This is a genomic window from Gordonia sp. J1A (assembly GCF_055393515.1).
This window is the reverse complement of the sequence record NZ_AP041607.1, coordinates 1,284,647-1,301,234: the sequence shown is the minus strand read 5'-3', so window position 1 is coordinate 1,301,234 and position 16,588 is coordinate 1,284,647. Positions and strand designations below refer to the sequence as shown.

The 16,588-nt window shown below is 67.8% G+C and carries 15 protein-coding genes; 6 read left to right on the top strand and 9 right to left on the bottom strand.

Features of this window, described 5'->3' with window-relative positions; translation table 11 throughout:
• Positions 1–35: 35 nt before the first annotated feature.
• Together htpG and ACZ5QD_RS06075 are read left to right on the top strand one after the other, a co-directional pair.
• Complete coding sequence (gene htpG, locus ACZ5QD_RS06080; protein WP_039866851.1) at positions 36–1,976, top strand: molecular chaperone HtpG; 1,941 nt, start codon at positions 36–38, stop codon at positions 1,974–1,976.
• A 4-nt stretch (positions 1,977–1,980) separates the two neighbouring features.
• Entirely contained in the window at positions 1,981–2,451 is a 471-nt protein-coding gene (locus tag ACZ5QD_RS06075; RefSeq protein WP_006895053.1) for a nitroreductase family deazaflavin-dependent oxidoreductase, read from the top strand.
• A gap of 127 nt (positions 2,452–2,578) precedes the next feature.
• Here ACZ5QD_RS06075 and ACZ5QD_RS06070 read toward each other — a convergent pair whose 3' ends face one another.
• The 5 genes from ACZ5QD_RS06070 to ACZ5QD_RS06050 all read right to left on the bottom strand — a co-directional run bounded on the left by ACZ5QD_RS06070 (position 2,579) and on the right by ACZ5QD_RS06050 (position 7,769).
• Complete coding sequence (locus tag ACZ5QD_RS06070) at positions 2,579–2,722, bottom strand: hypothetical protein (protein ID WP_156150511.1); 144 nt, start codon at positions 2,720–2,722, stop codon at positions 2,579–2,581.
• A 121-nt stretch (positions 2,723–2,843) separates the two neighbouring features.
• Positions 2,844–3,878, bottom strand: coding sequence for an LLM class F420-dependent oxidoreductase (locus ACZ5QD_RS06065; RefSeq protein ID WP_464367179.1), 1,035 nt, complete (start codon positions 3,876–3,878; stop codon positions 2,844–2,846).
• 136 nt (positions 3,879–4,014) lie between these two features.
• Positions 4,015–6,216 carry a catalase/peroxidase HPI gene (gene katG / locus ACZ5QD_RS06060; protein ID WP_464367178.1) on the bottom strand — a complete coding sequence of 734 codons (2,202 nt, stop codon included), beginning with the start codon at positions 6,214–6,216 and terminating at the stop codon, positions 4,015–4,017.
• Between the two features lie 38 nt (positions 6,217–6,254).
• Positions 6,255–6,716, bottom strand: a complete 462-nt coding sequence (locus ACZ5QD_RS06055; RefSeq protein ID WP_006895049.1) for a Fur family transcriptional regulator — start codon at positions 6,714–6,716, stop codon at positions 6,255–6,257.
• Positions 6,717–6,725: 9 nt separating this feature from the next.
• The gene (locus ACZ5QD_RS06050; protein ID WP_006895048.1) at positions 6,726–7,769 is read right to left on the bottom strand and encodes a phosphotriesterase family protein; all 1,044 of its coding nucleotides are present in this window, start codon (positions 7,767–7,769) and stop codon (positions 6,726–6,728) included.
• A gap of 186 nt (positions 7,770–7,955) precedes the next feature.
• Here ACZ5QD_RS06050 and ACZ5QD_RS06045 point away from each other — a divergent pair, with 186 nt between their 5' ends.
• A complete protein-coding gene (locus tag ACZ5QD_RS06045; protein WP_233500075.1) occupies positions 7,956–8,600 on the top strand; it encodes a phosphatase PAP2 family protein in 645 nt (214 codons plus the stop codon).
• 14 nt (positions 8,601–8,614) lie between these two features.
• Positions 8,615–9,508, top strand: coding sequence for a serine/threonine-protein kinase (locus tag ACZ5QD_RS06040; RefSeq protein WP_464367177.1), 894 nt, complete (start codon positions 8,615–8,617; stop codon positions 9,506–9,508).
• A gap of 1,062 nt (positions 9,509–10,570) precedes the next feature.
• Here ACZ5QD_RS06040 and ACZ5QD_RS06035 read toward each other — a convergent pair.
• A complete protein-coding gene (locus tag ACZ5QD_RS06035) occupies positions 10,571–11,281 on the bottom strand; it encodes a lysostaphin resistance A-like protein (RefSeq protein ID WP_464367176.1) in 711 nt (236 codons plus the stop codon).
• Positions 11,282–11,429: 148 nt separating this feature from the next.
• Here ACZ5QD_RS06035 and ACZ5QD_RS06030 point away from each other — a divergent pair, with 148 nt between their 5' ends.
• Positions 11,430–13,817 carry an ATP-binding cassette domain-containing protein gene (locus tag ACZ5QD_RS06030; RefSeq protein WP_222111434.1) on the top strand — a complete coding sequence of 796 codons (2,388 nt, stop codon included), beginning with the start codon at positions 11,430–11,432 and terminating at the stop codon, positions 13,815–13,817.
• A gap of 23 nt (positions 13,818–13,840) precedes the next feature.
• Here ACZ5QD_RS06030 and ACZ5QD_RS06025 read toward each other — a convergent pair whose 3' ends face one another.
• Together ACZ5QD_RS06025 and ACZ5QD_RS06020 are read right to left on the bottom strand one after the other, a co-directional pair.
• Positions 13,841–14,326: a nuclear transport factor 2 family protein gene (locus ACZ5QD_RS06025; protein ID WP_045538465.1), complete on the bottom strand. Its 486-nt coding sequence runs from the start codon at positions 14,324–14,326 to the stop codon at positions 13,841–13,843.
• Between the two features lie 56 nt (positions 14,327–14,382).
• Positions 14,383–15,168, bottom strand: a complete 786-nt coding sequence (locus ACZ5QD_RS06020) for an SDR family oxidoreductase (protein WP_045538464.1) — start codon at positions 15,166–15,168, stop codon at positions 14,383–14,385.
• Positions 15,169–15,280: 112 nt separating this feature from the next.
• Between ACZ5QD_RS06020 and ACZ5QD_RS06015 the strand changes: the two genes are divergently transcribed.
• The gene (locus ACZ5QD_RS06015) at positions 15,281–16,135 is read left to right on the top strand and encodes a MarR family transcriptional regulator (protein WP_045538463.1); all 855 of its coding nucleotides are present in this window, start codon (positions 15,281–15,283) and stop codon (positions 16,133–16,135) included.
• 12 nt (positions 16,136–16,147) lie between these two features.
• Here the strand turns inward: ACZ5QD_RS06015 and ACZ5QD_RS06010 are convergent, their stop codons facing one another.
• Positions 16,148–16,588, bottom strand: coding sequence for a MarR family winged helix-turn-helix transcriptional regulator (locus tag ACZ5QD_RS06010; RefSeq protein ID WP_045538462.1), 441 nt, complete (start codon positions 16,586–16,588; stop codon positions 16,148–16,150).

Here is a 16,588-nt window from a genome sequence, read left to right as displayed (position 1 = left end):
CCCGGTACACTCAGCGGCGCGAAATCAGCTCAACGATGAGGAGTTACGCGGTGACCTCGCAGGTGTACGAGTTCCAAGCCCAGGCACGCCAACTGCTGGATCTGATGGTTCATTCGATCTATTCGAACAAGGACAGCTTTCTTCGCGAACTGATCTCCAACGCGTCGGACGCGGTCGACAAGCTCCGCTTGGAAGGCTTGCGCGACAAGGACCTCGACGTCGACATCTCCGATCTGCACATCCGGCTGACCCCGGACGCCTCCGCTCGGACGCTGACCGTGTCCGACAACGGCATCGGCATGTCGCGCGAGGAGGTCGTCGACCTGATCGGCACCGTGGCGAAGTCGGGCACCGATGAACTGCGCCGGAAGCTCGCCGAGACCGACGCCAAGGACGCCGGGGAACTGATCGGCCAGTTCGGCATCGGCTTCTACTCGGTGTTCATGGTCGCCGATCGCGTCGAACTGGTCACGCGCAAGGCCGGCGAGACCGTCGGAACGCGCTGGGAGTCGACCGGCGACGGGACCTACACCCTCGACGAGGCCCCCGACGCTCCGCAGGGCACGTCGATCACCCTCACCCTCAAGGCCGTCGACGAGGAGAACGCGGTCCACGACTACGCCGACCAGAACGTGCTGCGCGCTCTGGTCAAGAAGTACTCCGACTTCATCTCCTGGCCGATCCGCATGCGGGTGACCAAGCAGGTGCCTGCCGCCGAGGAAGGCGGCGAGCCCACGACCGAAGAGGTCGACGAGACCCTGAACTCGCAGAAGGCGCTGTGGGCGAAGTCGCCCGGCGAGGTGTCCGAGGAGGAGTACGCCGAGTTCTACCGTCACATCTCGCACGCCTGGGACGAGCCCCTCGAGACCATCTCGCTGCACGCCGAGGGCACGTTCGAGTACCAGGCCCTGCTCTTCATCCCGTCGCAGGCGCCGTTCGATCTGTTCATGCGCGAGCGCACCAGCGGAATCCACCTGTATGTCAAGCGCGTGTTCATCATGGACGACGCCGCCGAGTTGATGCCCGAGTATCTGCGGTTCGTCCAGGGCGTGGTCGACGCCGCGGATCTGTCGCTGAACGTCTCGCGCGAGATTCTGCAGCAGGACCGTCAGATCCGCGCCATCCGGCGACGTCTGGTGAAGAAGGTCATCTCGTCGGTCCAGGAACTGCAGGACCGTCGTCCGGAGGACTACCAGACCTTCTGGAGCAATTTCGGCCGCGTCTTCAAGGAAGGTCTGATCAACGACCACGACAACGCGAAGGCGATCCTCAAGGCGTCGGTGTTCGGGTCCACCCACAGTGAGACCGAGCCGACCACACTGGTCGACTACCTCTCGCGGTGCAAGCCCGATCAGGACGTGATCTACTACATGACCGGCGAGTCGCGGACGCAGATCGAGCGGTCGCCGCACCTGGAGGCCTTCCGCGCGAAGGGCATCGAGGTGCTGCTGCTGTCCGATCCGGTGGACGAGGTCTGGGTCTCCTCCGGTCTCGACTTCGAAGGCAAGCAACTGGTGTCGGTGGCCAAGGGCGTCGTCGACCTCGATGACGCCGACGCGGACGCCGACGGCGAGGAGAAGTCGAAGCGCGACGAGGAGTTCGCACCGCTGCTGTCCTGGCTCGCCGAGACGCTCGCGGACGACGTCTCGGAGGCGCGGCTGAGTTCGCGGCTGACCGAGTCGGCGGCGTGCCTGGTCGGGGACACTTTCTCGATGACCCCGCAGTTGGAGAAGCTGTATCGGGCGTCGGGCCAGCCGGTGCCCAAGTCGAAGCGGATCCTGGAGCTGAATCCGGACAACGCCCTCGTCACGGCCCTGCGGAGCAAGTTCGACGCGGACGGCGACGATCACACGGCTCTCGAACCGACCGCCAAGCTGCTGTACGCGACGGCGGTGCTCGCCGAGGGCGGAGATCTGGACGATCCGGCGGAGGTCGCGAGGCTGTTGGCCGACACGCTCACCAGAGACCTCGGCTGACCCGGTGGGGATCCTCACGCGGTTGGCGATCCTGATCGGGTCGATCTCCTGGCTGCCGCGGTACCTCCCGTGGATCGTGAAGGCGGACACCGTGCTTCAGAAGGTCTCGCGCGGCCGAGTGGATCTGCTGCGGATCGCCGGACTGCCCGGGATCACCATCACGGTGCGCGGCCGCAAGAGCGGAGTGCTGCACTCGACGCCGGTGCTCGCGGCGCCCGACGGCGAGGACTGGATCGTCGCCGGCTCGTACTTCGGGGGACCGCGGACGCCTGCGTGGGTCTACAACATCCGGGCCGCCGATTCGTTCGACGTCGAGGTTCACGGGGCGGCGACGCGGATGTCAGCGACCGAGCTCTCCGGCGTCGAGCGCGCCGCCGCGTGGGACCGGCTGCTCGGCGTGTGGCCGAACTTCACGTTGTACGAGAAGCGCACGACCCGGGTGATTCCGCTGTTCCGCCTGCACCGCGTGAGCTGACCGTCGTCGCCGGGCCGTCCGCCGGCCGTTCTTGAACGACGACTTGTTCACAACCCTCCGAAACAGCAGTGGTCCCCGACGGATTCGTTCCGTCGGGGACCACTGCTGTTTCGTGTTGTTCGGGCCGTCAGCCGACGCCGAGCACCGCGACCGGAGAGTTTCCGAGTTGCAGGCTCAGGCGCTCGTTGGCGCTCTGGTTCATCCGCGCGGCGATCCGGCGAATGTACGCGTGAAAGGTGGACGCAAAGGTCGAACCTGTGCTGTTTCGCATGGTGGAGACCTCCTTCGTTCTTTGCAGTCCATACCTTTGTAACCTCCGCGCAAGGTGAAGTCAAGCGTTATTCGGGTCGCGTTAACCTTTCGTTCACCTAATCAAGGTTGCGGTCAACGGCTCAGTCGAGCAGTGCGGCGAGGCGTTCCACCTCGGCCACGGTGCCGGGGGAGACGAGCATCGTGGTGACCCCGGCGCGCTCCCAGACAGCTATCTGTTCGCGTACGTGGGCCTCGTCGCCGACGATCGCCGAATCGTCCACGACCGCGTCCGGGATGATCGCCGCGGCCTCGTCCTTGCGGCCGGACCGGAACAGCGCGGTGACCTCGTCGACTACCTCGGCGTAGCCCATTCGGCGGTAGACCTCCGCATGGAAGTTGGTGTCCTCGCTGCCCATACCGCCCATGTACAGCGCGAGGAAGGGCTTGATCGCGGAGTAGGCGGCGGCGACGTCGTCGGTGAGGACGATCTGCGCCACCGCGGCGATCTCGAACGTCTCGCGGGTGTGGCGGGCGTCGGGTCGGGCGAACCCCTCGTCGAGCCAGGCGTTGTACTGGTCGGCCATCCGGGGTGTGAAGAACAGCGGAAGCCAGCCGTCGGCGATCTCGGCGGCCAGGGCGATGTTCTTGGGGCCCTCCGCGCCGAGGTGGACCGGGATGTCCCGGCGCAGCGGATGCACGATCGACTTCAGGGGTTTTCCGAGGCCAGTCGCCGACTCGTCGGACAGCGGGAGCGGATAATGCGGTCCGGGACTGGTCACCGGTGCCTCCCGCGCCCACACCTGGCGCATGATGTCGACGTACTCCCTGGTGCGTGCCAGCGGCTTCGCGAATCGCTGGCCGTACCAGCCCTCGACCACCTGCGGGCCGGAGACGCCGAGACCGACGATGTGCCTGCCGCCCGAGAGGTGGTCGAGGGTCAGGGCCGCCATCGCACACGCGGTGGGCGTGCGGGCCGACAGCTGAAGCACGGACGTGCCGAGTCTGAGGCGTTCGGTGTCGCTCCCGTACCAGGCGAGGGGAGTGTAGGCGTCCGAACCCCAGGCCTCCGCCGTATAGACCGAGTCGAAGCCCGCCCGTTCGGCGGCCTGAACGAGTTCGCGGTGGTTCGTGGGCGGCTGGGCGCCCCAGTATCCGAGTTGCAGACCGAGTTTCATCCCTCGAGGCTAACGGGGCAGTCGCGGGCGAGGCCCGCCATCGGGGGCTGAACTGAGATCCGTCGGGGCAGCGGTGCCGGAGGGCGGATCACCCTCGGACGCCGCTGACCCGACGGATCTCGGCCCGGTCAGTCGGTCAGCGGTGCAGGTCGAACCGGTCTGCGTCCATCACCTGCGTCCACGCGGCGACGAAGTCGTCGACGAACTTGGCTTCGGCGTCGTCGGCCCCGTACACCTCGGCCAGCGCCCGGAGCTGGGCGTTGGCTCCGAAGACGAGGTCGGCGCGCGTGGCCGTCCACCGCGTCTCTCCGGTGGCGAGATCGGCGCCGACGAAAGTGCCGTCGCCGGCGTCGGTCCACTCTGTCTCCATATCGAGGATGTTGACGAAGAAGTCGTTCGTCAACGTCTCGGGACGGTCGGTCAGCACCCCGTGCTGCGATCGTCCGTGATTGGCGCCGAGCACACGCAGACCGCCGACCAGCACCGCCGTCTGCGGGGCGCTGAGCTGAAGCAACTGCGCGCGGTCGACCAGCAGGTACTCCGCCGGGATCGGCGCGTCGGCGGCGAGGTAGTTGCGGAAACCATCCCAGCGGGGCTCCATCACCTTGAACGACTCGACGTCGGTGTTCTCCTGCGTGGCGTCGGTGCGGCCGAGTGAGACCGGCACCTGAACCGTGTGGCCGGCCGCACCCGCGGCCTTCTCGATCGCCGCGGCCCCGCCGAGGACGATCACGTCCGCCACCGAGACCTGCTTGACGCCGGACCCGGCGTTGAACTCCTGGGCGATCCCCTCCAGGACGGGGAGCACTTCGTCGAGCTCGGCGGGCTCATTGACGGTCCAGTGGCGCTGCGGCTCGAGACGGAGACGACCGCCGTTGGCGCCGCCGCGCTTGTCGCTGCCGCGGAACGACGCCGCAGCCGCCCACGCCGTCTTGACCAGCTGAGACACGGTCAGGCCCGAATCGAGGATCCGCTCCTTGAGCGCCTGGGCGTCGGCGTCGTCGATCTGCTCGTAGTCCGCTACGGGGACCGGGTCCTGCCAGACCAGGGTCTCCGACGGGACCTCGTCGCCGAGGTAACGGGGAAGCGGGCCCATGTCCCGGTGCGTCAACTTGAACCACGCGCGTGCGAAGGCGTCGGCGAACTCGTTCGGGTTCTCCAGGAAGCGGCGCGAGATCTTGCCGTACACCGGGTCCTCGCGCAGGGCGATGTCGGTGGTCAGCATCATGGGCTGATGCCGCTTGTCGGGATCCTGCGGGTCGGGGACGCTGGTGGAACCGGCGTTGTCCTTGGGCCGCCACTGGATGGCTCCGCCCGGACCGGTGTACGTCTCCCACTCGTAGCCGAAGAGGGTCCAGAAGAAGTTGTTGTCCCAGGTGATCGGCGTGCTGTTCCACGCTCCCTCGAGCCCGGAGCTGATGGCGTCGGCACCCGAGCCGGTGCCGTAGGTGCTCTTCCAGCCCAGCCCCATGTTCTCCATCGGAGCGTCCTCGGGCAGCGGTCCGACATGGTCGGCCGGACCCGCGCCGTGCGTCTTCCCGAAAGTGTGACCGCCGGCGATCAGGGCGACCGTCTCCTCGTCGTTCATCGCCATCCGGCCGAAGGTCTCGCGGATGTCGACGGCGGCCTTGAGCGGATCCGGATTCCCGTTGGGGCCTTCGGGATTGACGTAGATGAGGCCCATCTGGACGGCGGCGAGCGGATTCTCGAGGTCGCGGTCGCCGGTGTAGCGTTCGTCGTCGAGCCAGGTGGTCTCCGGTCCCCAGTAGATCTCCTCCGGTTCCCACTTCTCGGTGCGGCCACCGGCGAACCCGAAGGTCTTGAAGCCCATCGATTCGAGGGCCACGTTGCCGGCGAAGATGATGAGGTCGCCCCACGACAGCGCGGAGCCGTACTTCTTCTTGATCGGCCACAGCAGTCGGCGTGCTTTGTCGAGGCCCGCGTTGTCGGGCCAACTGTTGAGGGGCGCGAACCGCTGCATGCCGTGGCCGGCGCCGCCGCGACCGTCGGCGACGCGGTATGTGCCGGCCGAATGCCAGGCCATCCGGATGAACAGCGGGCCGTAGTGGCCGTAGTCGGCGGGCCACCATGCCTTCGAATCGCGCATGAGCGCCTCGATGTCGCGGCGGACCGCGGTGAGGTCGAGGGATTCGAAGGCCGCGGCGTAGTCGAAGTCGGCGCCCATCGGGTCGCCCTCGGCCGGGTTCTCGGCGAGGAGCTTGAGATTCAACTGCTTCGGCCACCAGTCACGGTTGCCGCCGCCTTCGGCAGGGGCTGCCATCGCGGCCGCGTGGACCGGACATCCTGATGCGTTCTGAACGGGCTGTGGGTCGGACACTGCGGTTCCTTTCGGTGGGTGAAACTCCGGGGTGGCGATCAGTGAGCTGAACTGTCAGGACGACCGGAGTCGCCCGGAACGTCCTCGGCGGCGAGACAGTCGGGGCAGACGCCCCAGTAGATGACCTCGGCCTCGTCGATCTGGAAGCCGTGGTCGGTGGCCGCCTGCAGACACGGGGCTTCACCGACCGCGCAGTCGACGTCGCGGACGTCTCCGCATACCCGGCAGACCAGGTGGTGATGGTTGTCCGCGATCCGCGTCTCGTAGAGCCAGACGTGTCCCGACGGCTGGATCCGCCGGATCAGGCCGGCGTCGGTCAACGCGTGGAGGACGTCGTACACCGCTTGCCGCGAGACGCCGGGCAGTTCTTCGCGAACCGTCGTCAGAACGGTCTCGGTCTCGGCATGCGGATGCGCGTCCACGGCCGCCAACACGGCCAGTCTGGGCCGGGTGACTCTCAGCCCGGATCGCCGGATGACGGTGGAGTAGTCGGTGGCCATGCGCCCACTCTACGGCTTTTCTGGACTAAATCCAGTTTTCTCGAAATCTGCCACGGTGATGACGGCGTCACTCGACACGGACGAGCCCGCCGACCTGGTCAGAAAGGCCCGAGGGACGGCACGCATCATCGTGTCGATGACCTCGCGGCTCACGCCGGCGGCGAGAAGATCTGGAATCACGCGTCCGGTCACCTGGAAGTAGTCCCAGTCCGGCGCGGCCTCGGCCAGGCTCGCAGGTTCGAACCAGTCACTGAAGCAGAAGGCGTCCTGCGACAGCATGATCCGGTCTGAGTACCCGCGCTCGATCAGAGCGAGAAGCGTGCGCATACGGTCGGCGTACGGCAGGAGGACGTCGACGCCGAATCGATCGAGTCCGAGCAGCGAGCCGGCATCGGCCAGCCTCATGAGGTAGTCCAGATCCGTGGTGTCACCGCAATGCGACATCCGGACCCGGCTCAGATCGACGCCCTCTTCGGCCAGGACCCGCTGGGCCACCAGTCCGGATGCGGTGTGCGGGTTCGTGTGAACCACCACCGGCGCGCCTGTCTCGACAGCCGCCCGTCCCACGGCCCGCATCACGCGCTCGACGCCCGTGCTCAATCCCTCGGATTCGATCGCGCAGTAAAGGAACCCGGCCCTGATCGCGCTGCGGCCGATGCCGACTGTCAGGTCACGGACGAACCGGCGCTCGAGCGGGTCCGGCGCGTCGAAACCGAGTCCGGGTCCGGTGTAATGGAACTGAAAAGGCAGATCGTGATAGGTGTACAGGCCGGTGGCCAGCACGATGTTGAGGTCCACGCGGTCGGCTACGGCGGCGATCCGCTCCACGTTGCGGCCGAGCCCGGGCACCGAGACATCCATCAGTGTGTCGATGCCCGAGGCCTTGAGTCGGGTCAGCGTGGCGACCGCCGCATCGATCTGGGCCTGCTCGTCCCAATCCGGCAGGAAGTTGACGCGGTAGTCGTCGTTCACGACGAAGATGTGTTCGTGGGAGAGCACGTTGCCCAGGCGGTCCGCGTCGATCGGACCGGCCGCGGTTTCGATGCTCTCCATGGCGCCTCTCACAGAAATGGGCACCGTAGCGGCGCCCGCGATCATTGCCAACCTAGCCGCAGGAGACGCGCCTTGGCGCCGTAACCGCAGAAGCCGTCCCACCGCACTGCTCATGGTTCGCAGATCGGGCCCCGACCTGCGGACTTCTCAGCGTCTGCTCAGTGAGCGGAGCCGAAGATGGTCAGTATGCCGAAGCCCTCGATGACCGTCGGAGTCCTACTGCTGCTCACGACCGCCGCTCTCGGTGCGGTCGTCTACGACGTCCACGGCCCGCTCGCCGCCGACCGGAGCGTGTGGGAGTGGACGCTCGCACAGCGTTCCGGAACCGCGACCGGCGTCGCCGTGTTTCTCTCCACCGTTCTCAGCCCTGTCGGAACCATCGTGCTCGGCGCGGTGGCCGCGATGGTCCTGTGGCGCCGAGACGGCGGCGTCGAGCGAGCCGCGGCCCTGCTCTCGACGGTCGTGGCCGCGGCCGCCGTCGCGGAGGTGTTCAAGATCGCGGTGCATCGGACCCGGCCTCCGGTCGCCTGGCAACTCGAGGCCCACGAGACCGCTGGGTCGTTCCCGTCCGGACACACCACCGGCACCGCGGCGCTCGCGTTCGGGCTGGTCGCGGTCACCGCGGCGTCGGCGTCCGCCGCGACCAGAGTCGTCGCGGCGTGCGGAGCGCTGGCCGTGGCGCTCGCGGCCGCCGCATCCCGGCTCTACCTCGGAATGCATTGGATCACCGATGTGACCGCAGGCATTCTGGTCGGGGCAGCCGCCGCGCTGATCGTTCCGCCGCTGGTGCACGCCGTGCTGCGGCATGCGCCGCTGCATGCGAGGTCATGACCTAGGCTGTTCCCATGTTGAGCCCGGGCCAGTACTTCGCCAACTACTTGATCGAGCGAAGACTCGGGGTCGGCGGCATGGGGGAGGTGTACCTGGTCGCACATCCGCGGCTCCCCCGGGAAGATGCGCTCAAGGTGCTGCCCGCCGAGCTGACCGGTGACCCCACCTATCGGGCCCGGTTCATCCGTGAGGCCGATCTGGCGTCCCAACTCGATCACCCGGGCATCGTGAGCGTGTACGACCGCGGTGAGTTCGAGGGGCAGCTCTGGATCGCGATGAAGTACGTCCCCGGGGCGGACGGCGACGCCCTGCTCCAGCAGTCGGGACCGCTCGACCCGGCGACGGTCTGCGAGATGATCGGCGCCGTCGCGGACGCTCTCGACTACGCGCACTCGCGGGGAATGCTGCACCGCGACGTCAAGCCCGCGAACATTCTGGTGGACGACTCGACCGCGGCGCACCGCAAGGTGTATCTCACCGACTTCGGAATCGCTCGCACCACCACAAGCGACACCGCGCTGACAGCGGCGAACCTGACGGTGGGGTCGATCCAGTACTGCTCACCGGAGCAGTTGCGCGGGGCCGCACTCGACGGACGCACCGACCAATACGCGCTCGCCTGTACCGCATTCCGGCTCCTGACCGCCGAGCGCCGTTCCCGCTCGCGAAACCGACCGACATCATCAACGCTCATCTCCATGCTCCGGCCCCGAGCGCCACCGCGGTTCTGCCCACTCTGGCACCCGCCGTCGACCTGGTCCTCGCACGGGCGATGGACAAGGACCCCGCCCGCAGGTACCGGACGTGCCGAGAGTTCGCAGACGAATTGGACGGGGCGCTGCGCAGACCGGGCTTCACACCGCAGGCGGCGACGCCGCAGGCTCCGGCGGCGTACGCGCCGACGATGATCAATCCGGCTCCGACCCCACCGCACAGCGGGGCACAGCCCACCGCGCCCCTCGCGCCGCAGTCGCCGCCGGCGCAGCAGGGCCCGTCGCCGGCGCAGCCCTACCCGCAGCGTCCCCGAATCGGCGCCTTCGGCCCGCCCCCGGTACCGCAATCTCCGGTACCGCAGCCCCCGATACAGCAGCCCCCGGCACAACAGCCACCTCATTTCGGGCCGCCGCCCGGAGACTTCGGCCGGCAGCAGCCCTACGGTGCGCCCGGGTATCCGCCCGAGCCGACGGACACCGGCAGGCGGAAAGCCGAGATCGTGGCGGCGGTAGTGCTGGTCGTCCTCGCGGCGATCGCGGTCGCCGGATTCTTCGTCTTCCGCGGCGACGACGGTCCCGACACCGCGGCCGGGACATCTACCGTGCCGTCCACTCCCGAGTCGACGTCGTCGCCGGTGAGTACCTCGGCTCCCTCGACCACTGCCGGCGGGCCCGCGGTGGTCGCCGGCGTTCCGACGCTGTGTGCGGGCGGGGTCACGACGCAGTCGTCGTCCGCGTCCAGAGTCGGGACCGGACCGATCTCCATTCCGTCGAACGACCTTCCGGTCAGCGGCTGGGATCCCGACAACATCTCGCAGATCCCGTTCGCGGTGACGGCCAACGGCATCAAAGCCTCACGCCCGGCCGGCACGTCGGGGTGGATGGCGCAGATCGCCGTCGGCACGCTGCCCGCATCCTTCCGCGATCGCACGGAGCCCATCGCCAGGAAACTGGTGGAGTGTCTGTCGTCGAGTTCGGGGTACTCGGGAGTCGACGCCTCACCGGCCCGGATCGAGGACGTGCGCAACGACCGGCTCGACAACAAGATCACCGAGTACACGCTGATCCGGGCTCGCATCGACGTCCGCAATCAGCGCTCCGGTGTTCTCGGTGACGATGTCACGGTGGTCGTCGTGAACAGTTCTCCGATGACCTTCGCCTTCGGAGTGAGTCCGATCAACGATGCGACCACCAGGGCCGAAGTCGACAAGGCGATCGTGAATCTCCGCGTGCAGACCGGGAATTGATCGGCGCGAGTCAGAGCAGCTGCCAGGCCAGGGCGGCGCCGAGCGCACCCGAGGCGTTGAGAGTCCAGTGCAGGACGATCGGGGCGAGCAGATTGGCCGTTCGGAAGCGCAGCCAGCCGAGGATCCATCCGGCCGCGGAGGTCGCGACCACCGCGCCGACCACGCCGGCGACGGCGGCTCCGACGCCGGCGCCGATCGCATCGGTGACACCGGCGTTCCCCGCCGAGAGTCCGAGCGACGAGGCGATGTGCCACAAACCGAACAGGGCCGCACCGGCGATCAGAGTGAGCCGCCGGCTCATCACTCGCCGCAACGATCCCTGCAGCACACCGCGGAACAACAGTTCCTCGGGAAGCACGGTCTGCACGGGAATCCACACAAGAGCGGCGAGCAGCGCGTCACGCGCGGACGAGTAGCGGTCGTTCAGGAAGAACGTCCGGGTCCAGGGGATGGCGACGCCGGCACCGACCACCACGACGACCGCGACCACGACGATCGCCGACCACCGGAACCCGTACTTCAGCTCCGAGGAGCTGATGCCCATCTCCGACCACGCCAGGCCCCGCATCCGCGCGAGGAGCACCAGCGCGACCGCGCCCACCGGAACCGCGAGGAGCCCCGGCCAATGCCCGGCGAAATGCGCCAGGGCGTTGACCGTGATCAATGCCGCGACCACGATGCCGACGATCGCCCAGTCTCGATGGTTGCGCGCCTGGCTCACTCGGCCTCCGGTCTGACGATTCTTCGAGCATCCCCCGCCACCTGAGCTATCTGACATGCGGCAGTGTGGGAACCACCGAACAATACCCGGACCGGTCCCCTCGCGGAGCGTCCACGCGATCCGGTCCGGGTAGGGGACAATGTGCTCCATGTCTGCCGACCGCCCCACTACCGCGCCCGCCGACAGTCACGACGTCATAAGAGTCGGTGGCGCGCGGGTCAACAACCTCAAAGACGTCAGCGTCGAACTGCCGAAGCGCAGGCTCACCGCCGTCACCGGAGTCTCCGGGTCCGGAAAGAGCTCGCTCGTCTTCGGCACCATCGCAGCCGAGTCGCAACGGCTGATCAACGAGACCTACAGCGCGTTCGTCCAGGGATTCATGCCGACGCTGGCCCGCCCGGACGTCGATGTGCTCGACGGCATCACCACTGCCATCATCGTCGACCAGGAGCGGATCGGTGCGAATCCGCGGTCGACGGTCGGCACCGTCACCGACGCCAACGCGATGCTGCGGATCCTGTTCAGCAAGCTCGGCGATCCCCAGGTGGGCAGCCCCAACGCGTACTCGTTCAACGTCCCGACCGTGTCGGGCGGCGGTGCGATCAAAGTCCAGCGAGGCAAGCAGACCAAGGCGGTCAGACGGTCCTTCGAGCAACTCGGAGGGATGTGCCCGCGATGCGAGGGGATGGGAACGGTCTCCGACATCGACCTGAGCGAGATCTACGACGCGGACAAGTCGCTGTCCGGCGGAGCGCTCAAGGTGCCCGGCTACAGCATGGACGGCTGGTACGGCCGCATCTTCGCGGGCAGCGGCTACTTCGACATGGACAAGCCCGTCGGCCGGTTCTCCGATCGCGAACTCGATGATCTGCTCTATCGCGAAGCCACCAAGATCAAGGTCGAGGGCATCAACCTCACCTACGAGGGCATCATCCCGAAGATCACCAAATCGATGCTGTCCAAGGACATCGACTCTGTGCAGCCGCATGTGCGGGCCTTCATCGAACGCGCGGTCACGTCCACGACCTGCCCGGAGTGCGACGGCACCCGACTGGCCGAGCACGCCCGGAACTCCCGGATCGGCCGAGTCAGCATCGCCGACGCATGCCGGATGCAGATCTCCGACCTCGCGGACTGGGTGGCGGGGCTCGACGAGCCGACGGTGGCACCGCTGATCGAGAAGCTCCATGCGGCACTCGAGTCGTTCGTCGAGATCGGCCTGGGCTACCTGTCCCTGGAACGGCCCACCGGAACACTGTCGGGCGGGGAGGCACAGCGCACCAAGATGGTCCGCCACCTCGGATCATCGCTCACCGACATCACCTACGTCTTCGACGAACCCACCGTGGGACTGCATCCGCACGACATCGCCAGGATGAACGCCCTGCTGCTGCGACTGCGCGACAAGGGGAACACCGTCCTGGTGGTGGAGCACAAACCCGAGGCCATCGTGATCGCCGACCACGTGGTCGACCTCGGGCCGGGCGCCGGATCGCTGGGCGGCGAGATCTGCTTCGAGGGCACCGTCGAGCAATTGGCGGCCTCGGACACCTTGACCGGGCGTCATCTCCACGACCGCGCGCGGCTCAAGGACAGTGTGCGGACCCCGTCGGGATTCTTGGAGATCCGAGACGCCACCACCAACAATCTGCGCCACGTGGACGTCGACATCCCGCTCGGCGTACTCGCCGTCATCACCGGTGTCGCGGGGTCGGGCAAGAGCTCCCTGATCCACGGCTCGCTGCCCGCCGACGCCGACGCGGTGTCGATCGACCAGACGGCGATCCGCGGCTCACGGCGAAGCAATCCGGCGACCTACACCGGTCTGCTCGACGCCATCCGGAAGACCTTCGCGAAGGTCAACGGAGTCAAACCCGCTCTGTTCAGCCCCAACTCCGACGGCGCGTGCCCGAACTGCAAAGGCGCGGGCGTGATCTACACCGATCTCGCCACGATGGCCGGCGTGGCGACGCCGTGCGAAGTCTGCGAGGGGAAGCGGTTCGACGCCGCGGTGCTCGACTACCGGGTCGACGGCCGGGACATCAGCGAGGTGCTGGCGATGTCGGTGGACACGGCGTTGGAGTTCTTCGACGACGGTGACGCACGCACGCCGGCAGCCCACAAGATCCTCAAGCGTCTCTCCGACGTCGGACTGGGCTATCTGACCCTCGGCCAGCCGCTCACCACGCTCTCGGGAGGCGAGCGCCAGCGCATCAAGCTCGCGATCGCGATGACTGAGAAGGCCGGCGTATACATCCTCGACGAACCGACGACCGGACTGCATCTGGCCGACGTCGAACAACTGCTCGGGTTACTCGACGCCCTGGTGGAGGCGGGGCGCTCGGTGATCGTGATCGAGCATCACCAGGCGGTCATGGCGCACGCCGACTGGATCGTCGACATCGGTCCGGGCGCGGGTGACGACGGCGGCCGCGTGGTCTTCGAGGGAACGCCGCGCGACCTCGTCGCATCGGCTTCCACCCTCACCGGCCGGCACCTGGCCGAGTACGTGGGCGCGGGTACCGGCGCCGGCTGAACCCGGTGTCGGAGGCTCCCGCGCTACGTCGCGGGCCGGTGGACGGCCGGTCCCTGTTCCACGTGCATCCGGGCAGCCGACAGACTGCCTCGCGCCTCGAAGGTGCGCTCGTATCCGGTGGAACTGATGCGCCAGCCGTCCGGGGTCCGCCGGTAGGCGTCGCGGTAGAACGCGGCTCCGATGATGATGACGTCGTACTCCGGAACGATGACGCGGTCCTGCAGGTACCAGCTGCCGGTGGCGGTGTCGCCGTCGATTTCGATGATCGGATGGTCGACGCGATGCTCGGTCACCATGGTCGGAGCCATGATCGTGCTCAGATGTGCGACCAGAGAGGCTCGGTCGTCGAAGGTCAGCGGCCGGCCGTTCACCTGCGATCCGTATTCGGCGTGCACGTCGTCGGTGAGCGTGTCGGCCAGCGCCGACCAGTCCTTCGTGTCGACGGCTCGCAGGTAGCGGTACTTCACGGTCTCGATGGCGCGCAGATCGTCGGCGGTGGTGATCGTCATGGGGGAGTCCTAGGGGCTGTCGGCGGGAGGTCGTCGGCCGGTGATGGGGCGGGCGGTCAGAGATCGGGGAGCGGCATCACCATGTTGGGGGCGATGAGACCGCCGTCCACCTCGATGGTCTTGCCGGTCATGTACGCCGAGCCGTCGCCTGCCAGGAACACCGCGGCGGCGGCGATGTCGTCCGGCACACCCAGTCGGCGCAGCGGGGTGCGGCTGACGATCTCCTCGCGGATCGCGTCGTCCTCGGCGACGTAACCGAGCGCGGGTGTGTTGATGGTGCCGGGTGCGATGGCGTTCATCCGAATGCGCGGCGACAGGTCCTGCGCGGCCATCCGGGTGTAGTGCGCGAGGGCCGCTTTAGCCGTTCCGTAGGCCAGCAGCCCGCGTCCCGGCTGAGTCGTGATCGACGAGGTGATGTTGATGATCGAACCGCCGCGGTCGTTGGACAGCATGCTCGGTACGGCCGCCAGATTGAGCGCGTGCGCCGTCCCGACGTTGAACGCGAAGGCACCGACGAGTGCTTTGACGCTGGTCTGCAGAAAGGGCTTCGGGAGGGCGCCGCCGACGTTGTTGACGACGATGTCGAGCGCACCGAACTCCCGCGTGGCGGCGTCGACCAGATCGGCGGGGTCGTCTTCGGCGACATTCGCGGGCACGGTGATCGCGCGTCGGCCCAGTCTCCGGATCCGGTCGGCGACCTGCTCGAGTTGGTCGGCACTGCGGGCAGCGATCACCAGGTCGGCGCCGGCTTCCGCGAGACCGAGCGCGATGCCGGCTCCGATGCCGCGGCCGGCACCCGTCACGATCGCTGTTCTGCCCTCGAGGGACTGGGTCTGGCTCATGGGACCGCCTTCATGAATCGAATATTCGAATAGGTGTGATTGAATATCCGTCACAAGGTAGCGGGGTATGAGCCGCGACACAAGATCGGCCCGCATGCGGGGGAGGACACACATGGCCGGATCGCCACCGACGCGCCGGGTGATCGACACCCTCGAACTTCTCGCCCGCGTCGAGCGCCCGCAGACCATCGCGGAGATCGCCGACGAGCTGGGAGTGGCCCGCGCCACGATGTCGGCGATCCTGGCCGAGCTCGACGACGCGGGGTGGGCTGAGCGCGACGCCTCTCGTGCCTATCGGCTGGGCCCGGCGGCGATGGCACTCGGCGGAGTCTCGCCTCCGGCGCTTCACCTGCCGAATCCGGACGTGGCGCAGGTTCTCGACGAACTCGTCGCGGCCACCGACTGCGGAGTGACGCTCGCGCGGATGGCGCCCGACGCGATGACCGTCGTCGCCAAACGGCACAGCGAGGTGCGGCCGGTTCCCGGACTGGGGCTCGGCCAGTCGTTGGCGATCGTCTTTCCCGTCGGGGCCGCGGCGATGGCCTGGCGGGAGGCCGACCAGGAGGCCTGGCTGGGCGAGCGAGATCGTCCGAGACGGAGGCTCCTGCTCGAATCGGTACGTCGGCGCGGTTTCGCGGCGTACCGCCCGGAGTCGTCGGACGCGATGCTCGTCGAGGTGCTCGCCGAGTTGCTCGGCGCGGTGGGTCCGCTTCTCATCGACCCCGCGCTCCGCCACACGGCGACCCGTCGGCTCGCGCAATTGTCGTCGCGTGCGTATTCCGACGACGAACTCGACGGCGCTGACGCGCAGCCGATCAGCTATCTCGCAGCACCGGTCTTCGCCGGCGACCAGGCCGAGTTCGAGTTGCAGCTGGGGGTGCTCAAATCGGCGGTGGACGGTCGGGAGCGTCGCAGGCTCGTGACCGCGCTCGTCGAGGCGGCGGACCGGATCTCGGCACTCATTTGATCCGGCGGCGGCTCAGACTTCACTCGCCGCCAGGGCGTCGCTGAGGAGTTCGAAGGCGCGCTCGACGAGTTGCCGGTCGGCCGGTTCGAGCGTCTCGAGAGCCTCGGCGATCCGCCGCACCCGGGCGTTCCGCGTCGTCGAGACCACTTCGCACCCCGATTCGGTGGGATAGAGCAGTCGGGCCCGCGCATCGAGTGGATCGGGTCGCCGCTCCACGTAGCCCATGTCCTCCAGGCCGGTGACGATCCGCGAGATGGCGGGGGTGGAGACCGATTCGATCTCGGCCAGCCGGGACAGCCGAAGGGGTGCGTGCTGGGTGATCGACCACAGGGCCGCGGCGGTTCCAGCGCTGAGACCGGAACCGGAACCGGCCACCCGCAGCACTCGATTGATCCGCACGAGCCGGTGGTGCAGCGAACGCACGTCGACGAGCTGCTCCTCGTTGTCCGACAC